Raw genomic sequence first — 18458 nt, forward strand, 5'->3', positions numbered from 1 at the left:
CATACCATTTGTTGTTAATAGTATATGACAATACAAGAAATAAATAAAGCATACAACCGAATTATCGGTTCATTAGACGAAAAGGAGCTAAAGAATGCGTTCGATTTTCTCCAAGGTTTAATAGCGGGAATACGTGAGTACTCATTCCAAGACAGGTTGAACGAGCTACAAGATACTTATAAATATATGTTGCGATACCGGATCGAGGGGGCTAAAGATCCGATGCAAGACCAGATATACAACAACTTGATCGCATCCAGCTATGAGTTCGCGGATATAGTGAAGCACAAGGCCTTATCGGTAGATTCGCCTCTCTCCTATTATAGCCGTAGGCGAATGATGCAAAAGGAGCTTACCAACTATGACCAGCTCCACAAGGTCTTGAGAAACGCCTCTCTGGTGAAGATAGAGACTCCGACCGGAACCATCACGGAGCAGCAGCAAATCGAATCCGCCACGATCCTATTATTCAATAAGATCTGGACCTCGAATCCTCTCAATAAGGAAGAAATAGCCTCCATCAGGAACCTATTGAATGACCAAGAGTTGCCTTTTATCATCGGTAGCCAAATCGTATCGGCATTAATGTTGGGATTGCAAGCCGCTTTCGATAAGGAGAAACTGCTATTATTATTCGATGCGGCCAATATCCAAGAAGACGAGATTCGTTACCGCGCGTTGATCGGGATTCTCCTGACGCTCTATACCTATAGGAAACGTACGGCGCTATATCCGCAGATAGCGGATCGACTAGCGGCTTTATCCGAGGGATTTCCTAATTTCACGAAAGCGATCCGAACGATTACCCTTCGTTTTATCCTAGCCCGTGAGACAGAGAAGATCACCCGTAAGCTACAAGACGAGATCATTCCGGAGATGATCAAGCTAGGCCCTAAAATCAGTCAAAAGATAAACTTAAAGGATATCAATCCGGAACTTCTCGGAAACGAGATGAATCCGGAGTGGCAGAATATGTTATCGAACAGTTCCTTAGGGAAGAAAATGGAGGAGTTCAGCGAACTGCAACAAGAAGGCGCGGACGTAATGCACTCTACTTTCGTGCACCTAAAGCATTTCCCCTTTTTCCGGGAACTGGGTAACTGGTTCATGCCATTCACGACCGAGCATTCCGCTTTTGGCAATCAGTTGAGCAAGAATCAAACGGAAAAGGACATGCTAGATTCCATGACTCTTGCGGCATTCATGTGTAATTCCGATAAATACTCCTTATATTTCAGTATGATGCAATTGCCGGATCAAGCCCGTCAAATGATGATGGGACAATTTGGTAGCCAAGCCTCCGAGATGATTCAGCAAACGAAGGAGGAATTGATCAGTAAACGGGGAAAACTGGAAATCATATCCGGACAGTACATACAGGACTTGTATCGTTTCTTCAAACTTTATCCGGGACATCTGGATTTTGATGACATATTTACATCTGCGCTAGACTTTCATAACCTGCCAATTTTGCAGCCTTACGTCAGTGATGAGGAAAGTTTGACAACTATAGCGGAGTATTATCTCCGGAAGAATTACTTCCTCGACGCGCTCACGATCTACAATCGCTTATCCGATGCAAATCAAGAAAGTGATATCTTATTCCAGAAAATCGGTTACTGCAAACAAATGAATGGCGATATACAAGGCGCCTTGGAGGCTTATTTACATGCGGATCTTATCAATCCGGACAGTAAATGGGTTATTCGCCGGATCGCCGGTTGTTACCGTACCTTAAAGCAACCGGAAGAAGCGTTGAAATACTATCATCGTTACGAGGCTTTCAATCCGGATGATTTATCGATCCAAATATGTATCGGCCACTGCCATCTTGAACTCAAGAATTATAATGAGGCGCTGAAATATTATTTCAAGGTAGATTATCTGGACAATAAAAGCACGAAGGCTTGGCGTCCGATCGCTTGGTGTTCTTTCTTGACCGGTAAATACGATCAGGCCCGTAATTATTACAAAAAGATCATGGATAATCAACCCAACACCCAAGATTTCTTGAATGCGGGACATACGGAATGGGCATTACAGAATATAAAGGGAGCGCTTGCTTTTTATAAAAAAGCCGTGGAGAAAGAGTCCGGTGATTTCTCGAAGTTCCAAGAGCAGTTCAATCAAGATATCCCCGATCTTCTTGTAGCGGGAATCGAGGAGGCGGAAGTGCCGTTGATGATGGATCAACTCCGGTATTCCTTGAGCGATATATTCTAACTAGTCATCCAACAATTTGAGAAGACAAGAAAAAATATCGTATGAAAGAGATGATACTAAAGACAAAGCGACTCCTATTAAGGGAATTAAAACAAGATGATTTTGATGATATCTGTAAGCTTTTACAAGATCCGATTGTAATGTACGCTTACGAAGGAGCGTTCAGTAAAAAAGAGGTACAAGAATGGCTTGATAAGCAATTAAGGAGGTATCAAAACGATGGCTTTGGCTTATGGGGGATGATAGAGAAAGGCAGCGGAGAGCTTATCGGTCAGTGTGGTCTCACCTATCAAGAATTCAACGGTCAACAGGTTCCGGAGATCGGTTATTTGCTTAGGGCGGAATACTGGCATAAAGGTTATGCTACCGAGGCCGCCATAGCTTGTAAGGAATACGCCTTCAATATCCTTAACTTCGACAAAGTATACTCCATCATACGGGACACAAATATCCCCTCTCAAAAAGTAGCACTAAGAAACGATATGAGGGAAATCGCAAATTTCATAAAACATTATCGCAATATCGATATGCTTCATTTAGTATTCTGCGTGGATAAGTCATAGTTATCAAGCGGAAAGACTGGGATTCGAACCCAGGGAGCGGTTACCCGCTCACCGCATTTCGAGTGCGGCCCGTTCGACCACTCCGGCATCTTTCCTTGTGGTTGACGTGTACAAAAGTACATAAAATATAGTATCGTTATTCTCTTGAAAGGCTAAAATTACTTTATCAAATACAAAAAAGGGCATTCTTCACAGAACGCCCCTCTTTAAAACATATAACTAATACCTCTAAATTACTTGAAATAACGATTATATAAACCTTCAAATCCTTTGCCATGACGTGCCTCGTCTTTGCACATCTCATGTACGGTATCATGGATTGCGTCCAAATTCTGTTGTTTAGCCAATGTAGCGATACGTTTCTTGTCCTCGCATGCGCCAGCCTCAGCTTCCATACGCTTTTTCAAGTTAGTCTTCGTATCCCAAACTACGTCGCCAAGAAGCTCTGCGAACTTAGCAGCGTGCTCAGCCTCTTCCCAAGCGTAACGCTTGAATGCCTCAGCTACCTCAGGATAACCCTCACGGTCTGCTTGACGGCTCATGGCCAAATACATACCAACTTCGGTACATTCTCCCATAAAGTGAGCGTTCAGACCTTCCAAAATCACTGGGTCTACACCTTTAGCAACACCTAGTACATGTTCGTCAACGAACTGCAACGCACCTTCTGTCTCTACTAATTCCTTAAATTTGCTTTTCGGTTGTTTACATTGAGGGCAGAACTCAGGAGCCTCATCACCTTCGTGTACATAACCACATACTGTGCAAATCCATTTCTTTTTCATATATCGCAAAATTTTTATTGGTTGTATGGCACAAAATTAACTAAACTATCCGATACTACCATAATTCATCGATAGATTAATTCTATGTGTTAATCGATAAAAACTATGGAACTTATTTTTGACAGCGATTGTTTACTAAGTAAATATTTATTTATATGGATACATCAAAGATTATTAGTTTATTAGGAGACAAAAGTGATTATTATTTAAATCACGTATGTAAGACTATTGATAAATCGCTGCTTCATCTTCCATCACCCACTTGCGTGGACGATGTGTGGGGCAATTCAGATAGAAACATACAGACTCTCAATAGTCTGCAAACCTTGTTGGGGCACGGAAGATTAGCTAACACCGGATATGTTTCTATCCTCCCGGTAGATCAAGATATCGAGCATACCGCAGGGTCTTCCTTCGCTCCAAACCCCATTTATTTCGATCCGGAGAATATCGTAAAATTAGCGATCGAGGGTGGTTGCAACGCAGTCGCTTCTACGTTCGGCATACTAGGGTCAGTCGCACGAAAATATGCTCATAAGATTCCATTCTTGGTAAAACTAAATCATAATGAGCTTCTTACTTATCCGAATTCTTACAATCAAATCGTATTCGGTACGGTGAAGGAAGCATGGAATATGGGCGCCGTAGCTGTAGGGGCCACGATCTATTTCGGATCAGAGCAAAGCCGACGTCAGCTAGTCGAGATTGCCGACGCATTCGAGTATGCCCATGAACTAGGTATGGCGACCGTATTATGGTGCTATTTACGAAACAGCTCTTTTAAAAAGGATGGCATCGACTATTCCGCAGCAGCCGATTTGACCGGACAGGCTAATCACCTTGGTGTCACGATCAAGGCCGATATCATCAAGCAGAAGCTACCGGAGAACAACGGAGGTTTCACCGCTATCAATTTCGGGAAGATCGATCAAAAGATGTACACAGAGTTAACGACAGAACATCCGATCGACCTCTGCCGTTACCAAGTAGCCAATAATTATATGGGACGTGTCGGGCTTATCAACTCCGGCGGGGAATCTCATGGCGCCTCAGATCTTAAAGACGCTGTCGTCACTGCTGTCATAAACAAACGTGCGGGTGGCATGGGGCTGATTAGCGGAAGAAAGGCGTTCCAACGTCCGATGAAAGACGGCGTGGAGTTACTTCATTCAATTCAAGATATTTATTTGGATAAGGATATTACTATCGCTTAGTTTGTTATTGCGTTGAGAAAAGAAGGCCGTCCATCAAAGCTATATACTTTGGGGACGGCCTTCAAATTTTATTTCTTCAACCACATATCCAACCACTCAAAGAATGTGCGTTGCCATAGAACGCCATTCTGGGGCTTCAATACCCAATGGTTCTCATCCGGATAAATCAGCAACTCGGCCGGTACACCCCGAAGAACCGCGGCGTTAAACGCTGCCATTCCTTGATTAGCCAAGATCCGGTAATCCTTCTCTCCATGGATACAAAGGATAGGCGTATCCCATTTGTCCACGAACTTATGCGGGGAGTTCGCGAATGTACGCTGAGCCGTAGCGTTTTGCTTTTCCCAGTACGCTCCACCCATATCCCAATTGGCGAACCACATCTCTTCCGTTTCCAGATACTGCATTTCCATATTAAAGATACCATCGTGGGCGATAAACGCCTTGAAACGTTTATCATGATGACCTGCCAACCAATATACGGAGAATCCACCGAAGCTGGCGCCTACACACCCCAAGCGATCCTTATTTACATACGGTTCCTTGGCTACCTCGTCAATAGCGGTGAAATAGTCTTTCATGCATTGTCCGCCATAATCGCCACTGACAGCCTCATTCCATTCCAAGCCAAATCCGGGAAGCCCCCGACGGTTCGGTGCCACGATAATATAATCATTAGCCGCCATGATCTGGAAATTCCAGCGGTAAGACCAGAACTGGCTAACAGGGCTTTGCGGGCCACCCTCACAGAACAACAAGGTAGGATACTTCTTATTCGGATCGAACTGAGGCGGATAGATAACCCACGTTAGCATCTGCTTGCCATCTGTCGTCTTCATCCAACGCTCCTCCACCTTACCCATCGTAAGCTGGTCGTAAATATGCTTGTTCTCGAACGTAAGTTGAGTTACCGTATGATCCCCTGTCAAATCGATCGAATAGATCTCGTCTCCCATGCTCATGGAATGACGTTGAGCGATCAGCTTATCGCCCAGAAGAGCGACAGAGGCGTAATCGTACATACCTTCGGTTAGCGGGGTAATCTTATTGCCATTCGCCAAGTCTATCTGATAAACCTGCGACTCGCCATGCCAAACGCCCGTGAAATAGATACGCTCGCAATCAGCGCTCCAGCAATAAGAGTCCACGTTGGAGTCAAAATCCTTGCTTACGAATGTTTTCTCACCCGTCTCCAGATTCATTACCATCAAGCGATTTTGATCCGCCTCGTAACCATCCCGTTCCATACTTAACCAAGCGATGCTCTTTCCGTCCGGAGAATAGGTGGGATTCGTATCATATCCCTTGTTCTCTTCCGTTATATTGGTCGTTTGCTTCGTATTCAGATCATATACATAAATATCCGAATTCGTGGAGATCGCATATTCTTTACCCGTCTTTTTGCGGCTGGTATAGGCAATCTTGTCCGAGGTAGTGTTCCAAGCCAATTGCTCGATACCGCCAAACGGCTTCATCGGGCTCTCAAACAACTCGCCCTCCATCACATCCACAGGATTGCTGATCGATTCGCCATCGAAATCGGCGACAAAAGGATGCGGAACGGTAGTCACCCACTCATCCCAATGCTTGTACATTAAATCCGTAATGATAACACCTGTCGCCTTATCCAAATCCGGATATTTATCAGCGGTACTGTTCACGGTTTTCACTTGCGAGATAAACAAGACCTTTTTCTCATCGGGAGAGAAAGCGAAACCCTCGATATCCTTATCATAATCGGAAAGTCGCTTACGGTCCGTCCCATCCGGATTCATTTCCCAAAGCTGGCTGCTACCGCTCTCGTTACATAAGAAAGCGATCTTGGTTCCTCCTTTGATCCATACGGCCTCGTTCTCAGCGAATCCGGTTTTCGTGATTTGCTTATTATCCGATCCGTCCGCGTTCATCACGAAGACCTCACGGTTGCTCTTGTTTTCCGGTACACTATAGTACGCCACCGTATACACCACTCTTTTCCCGTCCGGAGATACGTTCATACCGCCGATACGTCCCATGGCCCACAAAGCCTCCGGGGTCATGCGGCCGTCTTTGATCCGGATGTCCGACTTCCCGATAAGGTTCTTATCGCCGGTCTCCTTCACGTTCACATCCGTAGCCGGATTGCAAGCACCTAACAGTAGGGATGTTGCCATAATCATTGTTCCGATAGATTTATTCATGCCGTTATAATATATTACAATTTGAGTGCGAAAGTACTAAATATAATTTATATCTTCGCGTTACTAATTATAAGAACTGAACAGTATGAATAAGATTTGGTTATTTGGAGCCGCTGTATGTATGGTATTAGCACTCGGCTCATGTAAACCTAAACAGAGCGCGTACAAGGCTGCTTACGAACAGGCCAAAGAAAAAGAGTCGACAGCTCCTGTTGAGGTTGTAGAACAAGAGGAAGAAGTTGTTGAGGTCGCTCCTGTCTCAAAACCCAGAACCTCTACGGCTACCACTCGTACGGAAAAAATCAACGCCGCTCAAGGTGAGGACGCCAGCCGTCTGAAACGTTATAGCGTCGTTGTCGGCAGTTTCAAGAACAAGACAAACGCTTACGCATTAAAAGAACGTATGCAGAATGATGGTTACAACGCAGTGTTGGGCGAGAACGAGCAAGGGATGTTGCGTGTGATCGTCGCTAGCTTCGACAATAAAGCGGACGCCGCCGATAGCCGTGACGCCATCAAGGCGAAATACGCTCCTAACTTCCAAGATGCTTGGTTATTGGAGAGAGCTTATTAATTGTAAGCTATCAGAAAAGATAAAAGCGGAAGGTCTCGTTAGCCTGTAAGAAGAATCTTGCAGGTTATCGAGACCATTCTATTTGAAGGAAACATAAGGACATAAAAATAGCCCGACTTCAACAGCCGAGCCACTTTTCACCAATCTAATCTAACTTAACCTAAAACAAAAACCATCTTTTTCTTTTTGCCTTTCTCTTCTTATATCCTAACAACCTTTTTACCTTAAAAACGTAATACCTATTCGAAATTGTATAAACTCAAAACATCTAAACACATATGATATAAACGAATTACTCTTCATAAACCGGCCACGCACCTTCTTTCGTACAAACGAAAGCCGCTGTCTTTACAGCGAAATGATGGGCCTCGCTTAAGGACTTCCCCTTTAAGAGCGAAATGATTAGAGCCCCCGAAAAAGCATCCCCCGCCCCGACCGTATCCGCCACCGTGACCTCCGGCGTGGGCAACGTAGAGATCTCCTCTCTCGTATAAATCGTACTATGGGAGCTCCCCGCAGTCAAGACAAACATCCGAAGGCCGTATTTCTCAATAAACCATAAAGCCACTTCCCTCTCAGTTCCATTCAAGCCGAATAAGTCCCGAAGAACGTTAAACTCCTCATCATTCACCTTCAACACATTCGCTAAGTACAAAGACTCCTCGATCAACTCCTTATCATAGTATCGCTGGCGAAGATTGATATCCAGCAAACGATAAGCGTCTTTCGGCGCAAACGATGAGATCGCTTGTATCGTCTCCCGAGACTGACGGGAACGCTGGGCCAATGTACCGAAACAAATAGCGTCCGCTTTCTCCGCCAAATCAATCGCATCGGATGTAGGCGATATATGATCCCAAGCCACTCGCTCATGAATCGTATAAGTAGGGATACCTTCTCGTAACTCTACCTGAACGGTTCCCGTCGGGTAAGGCACTTTCTCGATCAAATGCTGGATATGATTCTTATCCAACTCATCAACGATCTCTTTACCCAACTCATCATCTCCGACAGCGCTGATAGCATATCCCTCAGCACCTAGGCAAGACGCATGATAGACAAAATTAATCGGGGCCCCCCCAGCCTTTTTCCCGGAAGGAAGCATATCCCATAATAATTCTCCAATCCCAACGACAATTGGTTTACGTCTTGATTCAGTCACCTGTTCCATGGTCTTTCTATTAAAAACAACTTTCGTACTTATCGACACCGCAAAAGTATATCATCGTTATAAATACAACGATAACTATAGCTACAAGATAAATCACACAAGTTACATAAAAGATTTATTTTCAAGGGACAATAACAGACGTTACCCGTATGTAACATCTGTACAAGCAGCATCCTTACAAAGACTCTATAAACTCGGTTGGCGTTATATTATAAACCGCTTTAAAGCATTTGGAGAAATAGGCCGGCGAGCCGAATCCCGTGGCATAAGCAACCTCGCTAATCGTTCCGGATCGCTGCTTCAATAGGGCGGATGCCTTTTTCAAACGATAGTTACGCAAAAAGTCCGTAGGGGTAATCCCGGACAACTCCTTCACCTTTCGATATAAATGCACACGAGACAGGCCCAGTTTCTCACTGCCTTTCTCTATACTGAAATCGGGATCGCTATAATTCTCCTCTATCAAAGCGATAAACTTACGCATAAACAAATCATCCAGACTCTCTACCTTCCCTTTTGTCTCGATGGAAAGTCCCGCAGGCGATTGAGACTCTTTCAAGAAAACCTCTCGCAAACGATTACGTTCTTCCAACAATTTAATGATACGTAATTTCACGATCTCGATATTGAACGGTTTCTGGATATATTCATCCGCTCCCCCCTCAAATCCATACAAGCGTTGACTGTCATCCGAAAGAGCCGTAAGCAAGATTACCGGGATATGACTGAGGGCCATATCCGACTTAACCCGGCGGCAAAGCTCGAAGCCATTCATCTCCGGCATCATCACGTCACTGACGACCAGTGATACATTTTCCTTCAATAGAATATCCAAGGCCTTGGCACCATTCTCCGCTACAAGTACATTAAAATTCCCGGACAACTCATGCTGTAAATAAGCGCGAATATCCCAATCATCCTCAACGATCAAGATCATATAATCATATTTCTTATTCAACGTTTCTTGAACTTGGGATATATCCAAATGCGCTACACCAGAGGACGATTCTGTCGCATTCGACAGAAAGACACAAGATTCATCAAAATGAGATTTACCTTTCGGGATCTGAACGGTAAACACTGTCCGTTCGCCTTGCTCGCTTTCCACGTGGATCGAGCCTTTATGCATAAGGACAAATTCCCGTGTCAGATGCAGTCCGATACCCGTTCCCGGAGCATAGCTTTGCCCGCTTGTAAAAAAGCGCTCGAATACGGAGGCTAGGTTTTCCGGGGGAATACCCTCTCCATTATCTTCCACCGATAAGACAACCTCCGTCTCCTCCTCCCGCAAACGAATCGTAATCTTCCCCTGCTCCGGGGTAAACTTAAAAGCGTTCGAAAGCAAGTTCGTTAATATCTTCTCCATTTTGTCCGTATCCACCCAAACAAAAAGAGAATCCATTTCATGCAGGAAGGTATAATCAATTCGCTTACTCTGGGCCAGAGTATTAAAATAAGATTTCACCTCTTGGATTAAAAAGACCAAATCCATCTTAGTAACCCGCAATCCCATCTTATTATTCTCTATCTTCCGGAAATCCAGCAATTGGTCGATCACACGTTTCAAGCGTTCCGCATTCTTCTTAACGATGCGGATATCATCCGCGAAAGCGCCTGCCGGGGCATCTTGCGCCATCTTGTTCAGAGGCCCTAGAATCAAGGTCAAAGGAGTCTTTATCTCGTGAGATACATTCGTAAAGAACTGCAATTTCTGTGTCGTGACTTGCTCGATACGCTGGTTCGCTACCGAGAGTTCCTCTTTCTGTTGTTGTACCAAACGATTTCTCTCATTCAACAAATGATTCTTCTGGCGCACTTTACGATTAATATAAACCGTGTAAATAGCGGAACCACCCAACAAAAGCGCCAATATCAAGATAATAATCAAGGAACTATAAAGAAAGTTATATTTCGAGAGCAATTGCGACAAATTCGCACGCTGTTTCTCGATCTGGCGTTGATATTCTACCAACCGGTCTGATTGTAAATAAAGGGTACCGGCGTTGGTCTTATCGATCATAGCGGTGCTTAACGCATACTTTTTCGTATAAGCTTGTCCGCTTAAGATCTGCCATGCTACCTTAATAGCCACCCCACCACCTGTCGGATAATAAAAAGAGGCATCCAACTTACCCTGCGCAACCGCCTCCACGCCTAAGCCTCCTCCCAAGAGTCCATCCACGCCTATAAATTCCACGTGCCTCACCAGCGACGAATCTCGCTCCTCAATCGCCTCACGGGCCCCTAAGGCCATCATATCATTATGAGCGAAAACGATATCGACATCCTCTATGGAATCCAGCTTCAAGACTTCCTCATAGGCATTCTTCCTGTACCAATACCCATCCAACTCCCGGATTTTCACATTCGGATCAATAGACATCGCATCGACAAAACCTTGATGTCTTTCTGTAGCGGAGGAAGAGCCTCTCCGTCCCCATATCTCTAAAATCGTTGTCTCCCCCTTGATCAAGGAGCTGATGTACATTCCGATCGAGCGACCGATCTCGTAATTATCCGCTCCAATATACGTCGTATATTCATCGCTATTAATTTTCCGGTCCAATATGATAGTGGGAATACCAGCCCTGTACGCCTCAACAGCGACAGGCGTAACAGGCTCGGTCTCATTCGACGATATAATCAGCAAATCCACCTTTTTCTTGATAAAACCTTTTATCTGGCTGATCTGAGTATCATTATCCTGACTAGCATCCATTACGACCAACTCGATCTCCGGATGATTTAAAGCCTCTACTTCCATATCACGTATCATGGATTGACGCCAAATATCCGTCATCGAGCATTGAGATACACCGATGACATATTTCTTTTCTTTTTTACCGGGCGAACAGGCAAAGCAAAGAATAAGGAATAGCCAAAGCAGGATATAAAGCGGGTTTCCTTTCATGTGGTATATTTAATTCGATCGTTTATTCTACAAATATACGAAAACTATTCCGAAATTACCCCCAAACAAGTCAAGGTATCTTTTAACAACGGGGTAAATCTATGGATACCGATTTCATTCAAATGATCAGCGTCCCTATAGCAAGAATCAGGTAACGGTACAGCCGTATAATTCAAATAAAAGACCGTTTTATCATCCACGTATTCCCGAGCCAAAGAATCCGTCAATTCTCGATAACTCGAAGGAACCCGTTCCATATATTCCGTGGAAACAGGGGCATTGTACAAAATAAGAGACAGATCCCGCTTCTTACATTCCTCTACGATTCGCCCCAACATCTCTTGTTGAAATGAGGATGGCAATAAATAAGCACCCTTATCATCATAGTAATGACGATCGATAATAACGTCTAGTGTTCCCCCGGTCGCCCCCGTGAAAATACGCTCGATCACATTCCTTTTAATCTCAGCTACGCAATTCTTGAACGGAACGCCAAACTCATACGAATACATGACCTCCTTACGGGTTACCGGCGAAACAGCCTCCTGTACCAAAAGTCGCAAATCCTCCCGCTCCTTTAGATGGGGATAAATAGACATATAGGCAGGAAACTCATCTTGATAGGAATCATCGGCCACGGTAAACGTGTGGTAACCAAACCCCAATATCACGGTTTTCAAATGGGGAAGGTAAGGCGCTTTCAAGCATAAATCGATATAGGTATTGAAATAATTCTCACTGGATTTAGCGTCATTCCTCGATTTCCCCAGCATATCGGCGGATATCGAATGTAAAGGATGGGAATCGCCCAAAATCAATACCTCCACTTCCGGATCACTTTTGAGGCTGGGTACGCTTATATGAAAATAAGAGCGGATCAGCAGGCAACTAAGCAACCCTAAACATCCTACCACCCCTAAATACCGGAATATAGCAATAAAGAACCTTCTCATACTTATCAGAATTGAAAATAAATGAAACCTTGTGGATTACTGGCGTCGAAACCATAGATGATAATCAGCAATACCGTATAGATAACATACCGAACCGGAAGGCTAAGGTCCTCTATCATCAACCCATGCGCTTGTTTTCGGCCGATCCATTCCACGATGAACATAAGAGCCGTGAAAAAGAAACATTTCTTCAGCAGGAGTTGCCCGAATCCCAAGCCCACAAGCTGAGGAGCCGAGAATAACGAGACATTGAACATCCGCTCGAGATACACAGCCGCTTGGGATATATCTTCCGACCGGAACAGAATCCATCCCAATAAGACCAGCAAAAACGTAGCTCCCATCTGTGTCAATTCCTTCACAGAGGGGAGGAAACTGTTTTCCGCCACGGAATCTCTATACCTCCTATTTTGACCCAACAATAACAATGGCAGAAACAACAATGCATGATACGCTCCCCATGCCACAAACGTCCAGTTAGCCCCGTGCCAGAACCCACTTACCAAGAAAATAACAAGGGTATTCCGGAAGCTCTTCCATTTCCCTGCCCGGCTTCCCCCTAGGGGTATATAGATATAATCCCGGAACCAAGTCGTCAAAGAGATATGCCAACGCCGCCAAAACTCCGCTATATCCCGGGAGAAATAAGGATACTTAAAGTTCTGCATAAGGTCTATGCCAAACAACCGGGCACAGCCGATCGCTATATCCGAATATCCGGAAAAATCCCCGTAAATCTGTATCGTAAAGAAGAAAGCCCCCAGAAACAAGGTACTCCCATCCAACGTCTGGTAATTCTCAAACACACCGTTCACGAACAAAGCGCAGTTATCGGCAACCACCACTTTCTTGAAAAATCCCCAAAGCATCTGGCGTATACCATCCAACGCCAGATCACAATCGAAATTACGAGGCCGGAGAAACTGAGGTAACAAATGGGTAGCCCGTTCTATCGGGCCCGCCACTAATTGGGGGAAGAAACTGATATAAGCGAAGAATGCCACGATATCATGAGTCGCCTTGATTTTACCTTGGTAAACATCAATCGTATAGCTCAAAGCCTGAAACGTATAAAAACTGATCCCGACAGGGAGCAAGATATTCAACGTCACGTAATCGGCATCCCAGCCCAATAGGTGAAGGACATTTACCAAATTCTCGGTAAAAAAATCAAAGTACTTAAATACGCCCAAGATCGAAAGGTTCAGTAAAATATTACCGGCACTTATCCACTTTTGGACCAACCGGTTGCCAGCGCATTTCTCCAAATAGACTCCACTCAAGTAACTGCATAACGACGTAAACAGGATCAGCAGCAAAAAGCGCCAGTCCCACCATCCGTAGAACAGGTAACTAACAGCTACCACAAATATATTTTGCCACCGCAAAGACTTGAAAACAAACCAGTAACCAAAGAAAACCAATGGCAGGAATATAAGGAACTCTATGGAATTAAATAACATAAATATTTAATTTTCAGACTCAAGAATATGTATGATCAAGGCGCAAAGATAAGGAATATCAAGCATTGACCAATAAATATTTCGTATATTCGTGGCTCAGAAATACAATAAGATACAGAGATGAAGATAATCAACGAACAATTACTCGACGAGACCCAGGCCAAAGCCTTGCAGTCTCCCCGCCTGCGAATGAACTATAATTTCCATGAGAGATTGGATGATCCGATCAATCGGTTACTGAATGCCATGGAGCCCGGTACGTATTTGCGTCCGCACCGGCATTTAAATCCGGCGAAAGACGAGATCTTCTTGTTGCTACGTGGGAAGGTAGCGGTATTCTTGTTTGACGAGGAAGGGAATATCACGGAGAAAACGATACTGAATCCAAAGGAAGGCGCTTATGGAGCGGAGATCAAGGCAGGGACATGGCACGGGCTTCTGGTACTGGAATCCGGATCGGTTATTTATGAGATAAAGCAAGGGCCGTTCGCGCCGCTAGCACCGGAGAACCTAGCGCCTTGGAGCCCCGAGGCGGAAGATACGGAGGGAGTAAAGAAGTATCTGGAATGGCTCGAGAGCCAAATATGATTGATGATACTTTTAGTATAACAAGCTAGCGATCAGCCTCGTATAACAAGAGCTATCCGAGGGTTTTAACAATGCCCATTCTAAAGTGTTTACGATGCCCATTATAAGGAGCTTACAATGGGCATCGTTACCTCCTTATAATAGGCATTGTTATTATTTCTGGAAAACCTTCGTCGATTTAATCATCACGTCGTGTAAAGGACGATCGTTCTTATCCGTCTTTACCACGGAGATCTTCTCTACGATATCGAAGCCTTCCACTACCTCGCCAAAGATCGTTACCGAGCCATCCAGATGCGGAACGCCACCGATCGTCTTATAAATCTCACGCCGTTCGGCCGGGATCACTACCGGGCCTAATACCGCCAACGTATCTTCCACCAAGATGGACGCACGGGCATGTAACTCATTCTCCAAGGAATCGGCGGCCAAGGAAGGATCTTGCTTTTTCAGCTCATCCCGGAATTTATAGTACAACCAGTTGCGGCGGATCTCGTTGATACGAGCCTCTTTCTCCGCAAGCTCCTTGTCGTCCAAGACTTTCCCTTGCACAAAACAGAACTGCGTACCGGCGGAAGCACGTTCCGGATTCACGGCATCGATCTCTTTCGCGTCGATCAAAGCGCCTTTCTTATTAAAATGATTAGGTAATATCTCAGCGGGAACGGTATAACCACCATCGCCATCCCCATACAAGGCACCCGGCTCATGCGCTTTACTCTCCGGATCACCACCTTGCACGACAAACTCCTTGATAACACGGTGGAAAAGCATACCCTCATACTCGTTCGACTGACAGAGCTTGATGAAGTTATCCCGGTGAAGAGGCGTGTCGTCGTATAGCAGGACGGTGACGTCTCCCATCGTCGTCTTGATTTTCACATATACGGGTTTATTCGGGTCCAAAGGCTTATCCCCACAAGCTACCAACGTGAGCAAGAGCAGGAACAGCGAGAAAATTTGTCGTTTCATACCTGTTTTATTTATCGGATTAAGTAGTTACAAAGCCCGTTATTCCTCCGCATAGATCAACATCTGGCAATTCTTGCAGTCGAAGCGCAAACGCAAGAGCGTTTCCTTATAGCGCAGGAAGTAAGGCTCCTTATAGGGAGACTTCTGCTTCTGGTAAGTAGGGCACCATCCCATACTGTACCGCAGGCAATGTTTCGTGAACATCAAAGGGACATCCTTCCGGGGAGACAACTCGAAAGCGTCTTCCACGGCAGTCACGCCATGCGCCTTATAAAAGGCACCAGCCTTGCTATTGGATACATTCCCTAAATAGGTCAGACACTTCTCGGGGAAAGGGGCTTCCGGAGTCTCGCCTACACACGGCTTAAACGGACGAGCCTCTTCCCTGCGGTAACGAATCCGCCGGGTAGAGATAAGCCTCTCCACCCCTAGCCTACGCATCTCGGCCAATAAAGAAGAAGGGACAAACCAGTTATCGGACATCGCCACGGCAACTTCCTCCGCCTCGAAAGGCGTGTTCCCCAACTTAGAGAGCTGGGTACGGATATTCTCCGCCTGCTCCCTCCGGGCCGGTTCTTTCTCGAACGGCTTGGTGAGCATGATACGGGCTCCTGTCTCGTCCGCCATACTTAACGTGAAGCCAAAGGCGTTATCTTGAAATTCCATCCGGACAGAGAGTTTCCGCTCGGCGGATGGCTTGGATAGCAGTTTATCAAACTCTTGATCGAAATTCCGGTACAAAGGCATCTTCGGACGGATCGCCGGGCGATCCAGCGTAAAGATTCGGTTCGCCTCCACACGGTTTACCCGGAAACCCTCCAACTCCCCTTTCTCGTTGAAGAAGGTAAGCCCGTCTCCGTTATTCAATTGTTTCAGTCCGGCGATCGTGAAAGAGTTTCCTTTCAGTTCCTTCACCGTACCCACCGGCTCCCCCAAGGACTTAGGCGTATCAAAGCTGGTGATATCCTTCGTGCGCTCCTTCCATAAGAAAGGCGTGAAACCCCGGTTGAAGCTTTTCTCCGCCACGGGCTCGAACGTGTAAGTGCTATGCCCGGCCGAGGCACGACGGTATTCCGGCCGACGGGCCAAGATAGCGTCCAGTTTCTTCCGGTACCAAGCCGTTACGTTTTTCACGTAAGATACATCCTTCAAACGACCCTCGATCTTCAAGGAAGAGACACCGGCATCCAGCAACTCCTCCAAGTATTCGCCCCGGTTCATGTCCTTCAAGGATAAGAGATGCTTACCCGATACGATCTCCTTCCCGTCCGCGTCGATCAAGCTATAAGGCAGGCGGCAATACTGGGCGCATTCCCCCCGGTTGGCGCTTCGTCCGCTCAAGGCGGCACTCAGGTAACACTGGCCGCTATAGCTTACGCACAGCGCCCCGTGTACGAAGACCTCCAGAGGCACGGTCGTTCGCTCGGCGATCTCCCGTATCTGGTTCAGCGATAGCTCCCTCGCCAATACGACTTGCGTGAAACCTACCTCTTGCAGGAATCTCACCTTCTCCGGCGTACGGTTATCCGTTTGCGTACTGGCGTGCAAGGGGATAGGCGGAAGGTTCAACTGGGTGATACCCATGTCTTGAACGATCAAGGCATCCGCCCCGGCCTCGTAAAGTTGCCAGATCATTTGCTCGGCCTCTGCCAGCTCCTCTTCTTTCAAGATAGTGTTCAAGGCCACGTAAATACGAGCCGAATAGAGATGGGCGTAATCGCAAAGCTGCCGTATATCGTCCAGCGTATTACCGGCGGCGGCACGGGCCCCGAACTTCGGGGCACCGATATACACGGCATCGGCGCCATGGTTAATCGCCTCCCTACCGCAAATCAGATCCTTAGCGGGAGATAACAGTTCTATCGAACGGGGTTCTTTTCTCATTTACAAGCTTCCTAGTTTTTTAATATCTTCCCGGCGGAACGGGGTCTCTTGGTATACGTAATAGTTCAGCCAATTGGTGAACAGCAGGTTCGCGTGCCCCCGCCAACGTACCACCGGGCCTTGCGCCGGATCGTTGTTCCGGTAATAATTACGAGGCTTGTTGATGGGCAATCCCTTCCCCAAATCACGCATATACTCATCATTCAGCGTATAGGGCGAATACTCGGAATGACCGGTGATGAAGAATTCCCGTCCGCCACGAGCCATCGCCATATAGACGCCGGATTCCTCGCTCTCGGACAATAAGGTGAGCTCGGGCACCTTCATGATATCCTCTCGGCGAATCTCGGTATGACGGCTATGAGGCACGAAGAACTCGTCATCGAACCCCCGGAAGATCGGAACAAACGGTTCCCGGAGCGAATGACGGAAGACACCGAACATCTTGGCCGGCAAATCATATTTAGGCACCCCATAGAAATGGTATAGCCCCGCTTGCGCCGCCCAGCAGATATAGAGCGTGGAGGTAACATGCGTACGGGCCCAATCGAATATCTGCGTGATCTCCTCCCAATAACTAACTTCCTCGAAAGGCATCTGCTCCACGGGAGCGCCCGTCACGATCATCCCGTCGTAGAAATCATCCGCCATCTCATCGAAATCCTTATAAAATTCCTGCATATGCTCGATGGGCGTATTCTTCGGCGTATGTCCCTTGATCTTCATGAAATCAAGTTCCACTTGCAGGGGTGTATTACTGAGGAGGCGAACCAAGTCCGTCTCGGTCGTTATCTTAAGGGGCATCAAATTCAATACGACTACCCGAAGGGGGCGGATATCCTGCTCCGACGCACGCAAGGAATCCATCACGAAGATGTGTTCCTTCTTCAGCAGCTCGATAGCCGGTAAGTTCTTTTGTAAATTTAATGGCATTTTCTATCTCTGATTATTATATGAGCGCAAAGATAATGAGAATT

The 18458-nt window shown here is 46.0% G+C and carries 14 protein-coding genes and 1 tRNA gene; 5 read left to right on the top strand and 10 right to left on the bottom strand.

Annotation, left to right across the window (positions count from 1 at the left end):
• The first annotated feature begins 24 nt into the window (after nucleotides 1–24).
• Both CI960_RS11630 and CI960_RS11635 read left to right on the top strand, forming a co-directional pair.
• On the top strand, nucleotides 25–2223 hold the full coding sequence (locus tag CI960_RS11630) for a tetratricopeptide repeat protein (protein ID WP_005856096.1): 2199 nt from the start codon (nucleotides 25–27) through the stop codon (nucleotides 2221–2223).
• A gap of 41 nt (nucleotides 2224–2264) precedes the next feature.
• Nucleotides 2265–2786, top strand: a complete 522-nt coding sequence (locus tag CI960_RS11635) for a GNAT family N-acetyltransferase (RefSeq protein ID WP_005856094.1) — start codon at nucleotides 2265–2267, stop codon at nucleotides 2784–2786.
• An 8-nt stretch (nucleotides 2787–2794) separates the two neighbouring features.
• Here CI960_RS11635 and CI960_RS11640 read toward each other — a convergent pair.
• Together CI960_RS11640 and CI960_RS11645 are read right to left on the bottom strand one after the other, a co-directional pair.
• Nucleotides 2795–2881, bottom strand: a tRNA-Ser gene (locus CI960_RS11640).
• Nucleotides 2882–3019: 138 nt separating this feature from the next.
• Complete coding sequence (locus CI960_RS11645) at nucleotides 3020–3571, bottom strand: NADH peroxidase (protein ID WP_005856013.1); 552 nt, start codon at nucleotides 3569–3571, stop codon at nucleotides 3020–3022.
• A gap of 155 nt (nucleotides 3572–3726) precedes the next feature.
• Between CI960_RS11645 and CI960_RS11650 the strand changes: the two genes are divergently transcribed.
• Nucleotides 3727–4785: a class I fructose-bisphosphate aldolase gene (locus CI960_RS11650; RefSeq protein WP_005856012.1), complete on the top strand. Its 1059-nt coding sequence runs from the start codon at nucleotides 3727–3729 to the stop codon at nucleotides 4783–4785.
• Nucleotides 4786–4853: 68 nt separating this feature from the next.
• Here CI960_RS11650 and CI960_RS11655 read toward each other — a convergent pair whose 3' ends face one another.
• Complete coding sequence (locus CI960_RS11655) at nucleotides 4854–6965, bottom strand: S9 family peptidase (protein WP_008780335.1); 2112 nt, start codon at nucleotides 6963–6965, stop codon at nucleotides 4854–4856.
• 85 nt (nucleotides 6966–7050) lie between these two features.
• Between CI960_RS11655 and CI960_RS11660 the strand changes: the two genes are divergently transcribed.
• On the top strand, nucleotides 7051–7539 hold the full coding sequence (locus CI960_RS11660; RefSeq protein ID WP_005856008.1) for an SPOR domain-containing protein: 489 nt from the start codon (nucleotides 7051–7053) through the stop codon (nucleotides 7537–7539).
• Nucleotides 7540–7831: 292 nt separating this feature from the next.
• On the opposite strand, the gene CI960_RS11665 is transcribed toward CI960_RS11660, so the two are convergent.
• From CI960_RS11665 to CI960_RS11680, 4 genes are all read right to left on the bottom strand, one after another.
• The gene (locus CI960_RS11665) at nucleotides 7832–8710 is read right to left on the bottom strand and encodes a carbohydrate kinase (RefSeq protein WP_005856006.1); all 879 of its coding nucleotides are present in this window, start codon (nucleotides 8708–8710) and stop codon (nucleotides 7832–7834) included.
• A 175-nt stretch (nucleotides 8711–8885) separates the two neighbouring features.
• On the bottom strand, nucleotides 8886–11621 hold the full coding sequence (locus CI960_RS11670) for a substrate-binding domain-containing protein (protein WP_005856004.1): 2736 nt from the start codon (nucleotides 11619–11621) through the stop codon (nucleotides 8886–8888).
• Between the two features lie 44 nt (nucleotides 11622–11665).
• A complete protein-coding gene (locus CI960_RS11675) occupies nucleotides 11666–12574 on the bottom strand; it encodes a hypothetical protein (protein WP_005856002.1) in 909 nt (302 codons plus the stop codon).
• A gap of 5 nt (nucleotides 12575–12579) precedes the next feature.
• Nucleotides 12580–14037 carry an MBOAT family protein gene (locus CI960_RS11680; protein WP_094582354.1) on the bottom strand — a complete coding sequence of 486 codons (1458 nt, stop codon included), beginning with the start codon at nucleotides 14035–14037 and terminating at the stop codon, nucleotides 12580–12582.
• A gap of 120 nt (nucleotides 14038–14157) precedes the next feature.
• Here CI960_RS11680 and CI960_RS11685 point away from each other — a divergent pair, with 120 nt between their 5' ends.
• A complete protein-coding gene (locus CI960_RS11685; RefSeq protein ID WP_005855998.1) occupies nucleotides 14158–14625 on the top strand; it encodes a WbuC family cupin fold metalloprotein in 468 nt (155 codons plus the stop codon).
• 153 nt (nucleotides 14626–14778) lie between these two features.
• On the opposite strand, the gene CI960_RS11690 is transcribed toward CI960_RS11685, so the two are convergent.
• The 3 genes from CI960_RS11690 to metA are packed head-to-tail and all read right to left on the bottom strand — an operon-like array spanning nucleotide 14779 to nucleotide 18414.
• Nucleotides 14779–15597, bottom strand: a complete 819-nt coding sequence (locus CI960_RS11690; RefSeq protein ID WP_005855996.1) for a peptidylprolyl isomerase — start codon at nucleotides 15595–15597, stop codon at nucleotides 14779–14781.
• 39 nt (nucleotides 15598–15636) lie between these two features.
• Nucleotides 15637–17481, bottom strand: coding sequence for a U32 family peptidase (locus CI960_RS11695; protein ID WP_005855993.1), 1845 nt, complete (start codon nucleotides 17479–17481; stop codon nucleotides 15637–15639).
• Nucleotides 17482–18414 carry a homoserine O-succinyltransferase gene (gene metA / locus CI960_RS11700; RefSeq protein WP_005855991.1) on the bottom strand — a complete coding sequence of 311 codons (933 nt, stop codon included), beginning with the start codon at nucleotides 18412–18414 and terminating at the stop codon, nucleotides 17482–17484. It lies immediately after the preceding gene.
• Nucleotides 18415–18458: the final 44 nt, after the last annotated feature.

Origin of the sequence: Parabacteroides sp. CT06, assembly GCF_002257605.1 — a bacterium.
GTDB lineage: Bacteria > Bacteroidota > Bacteroidia > Bacteroidales > Tannerellaceae > Parabacteroides > Parabacteroides distasonis.

Excerpts from the sequence above, each read along its gene's own strand:
- CI960_RS11630 (WP_005856096.1), top strand. The coding sequence starts at position 25 with ATGACAATACAAGAAATAAATAAAGCATACAACCGAATTATCGGTTCA.
- CI960_RS11635 (WP_005856094.1), top strand. The coding sequence starts at position 2,265 with ATGAAAGAGATGATACTAAAGACAAAGCGACTCCTATTAAGGGAATTA.
- CI960_RS11645 (WP_005856013.1), bottom strand. The coding sequence starts at position 3,571 with ATGAAAAAGAAATGGATTTGCACAGTATGTGGTTATGTACACGAAGGT.
- CI960_RS11650 (WP_005856012.1), top strand. The coding sequence starts at position 3,727 with ATGGATACATCAAAGATTATTAGTTTATTAGGAGACAAAAGTGATTAT.
- CI960_RS11655 (WP_008780335.1), bottom strand. The coding sequence starts at position 6,965 with ATGAATAAATCTATCGGAACAATGATTATGGCAACATCCCTACTGTTA.
- CI960_RS11660 (WP_005856008.1), top strand. The coding sequence starts at position 7,051 with ATGAATAAGATTTGGTTATTTGGAGCCGCTGTATGTATGGTATTAGCA.
- CI960_RS11665 (WP_005856006.1), bottom strand. The coding sequence starts at position 8,710 with ATGGAACAGGTGACTGAATCAAGACGTAAACCAATTGTCGTTGGGATT.
- CI960_RS11670 (WP_005856004.1), bottom strand. The coding sequence starts at position 11,621 with ATGAAAGGAAACCCGCTTTATATCCTGCTTTGGCTATTCCTTATTCTT.
- CI960_RS11675 (WP_005856002.1), bottom strand. The coding sequence starts at position 12,574 with ATGAGAAGGTTCTTTATTGCTATATTCCGGTATTTAGGGGTGGTAGGA.
- CI960_RS11680 (WP_094582354.1), bottom strand. The coding sequence starts at position 14,037 with ATGTTATTTAATTCCATAGAGTTCCTTATATTCCTGCCATTGGTTTTC.
- CI960_RS11685 (WP_005855998.1), top strand. The coding sequence starts at position 14,158 with ATGAAGATAATCAACGAACAATTACTCGACGAGACCCAGGCCAAAGCC.
- CI960_RS11690 (WP_005855996.1), bottom strand. The coding sequence starts at position 15,597 with ATGAAACGACAAATTTTCTCGCTGTTCCTGCTCTTGCTCACGTTGGTA.
- CI960_RS11695 (WP_005855993.1), bottom strand. The coding sequence starts at position 17,481 with ATGAGAAAAGAACCCCGTTCGATAGAACTGTTATCTCCCGCTAAGGAT.
- metA (WP_005855991.1), bottom strand. The coding sequence starts at position 18,414 with ATGCCATTAAATTTACAAAAGAACTTACCGGCTATCGAGCTGCTGAAG.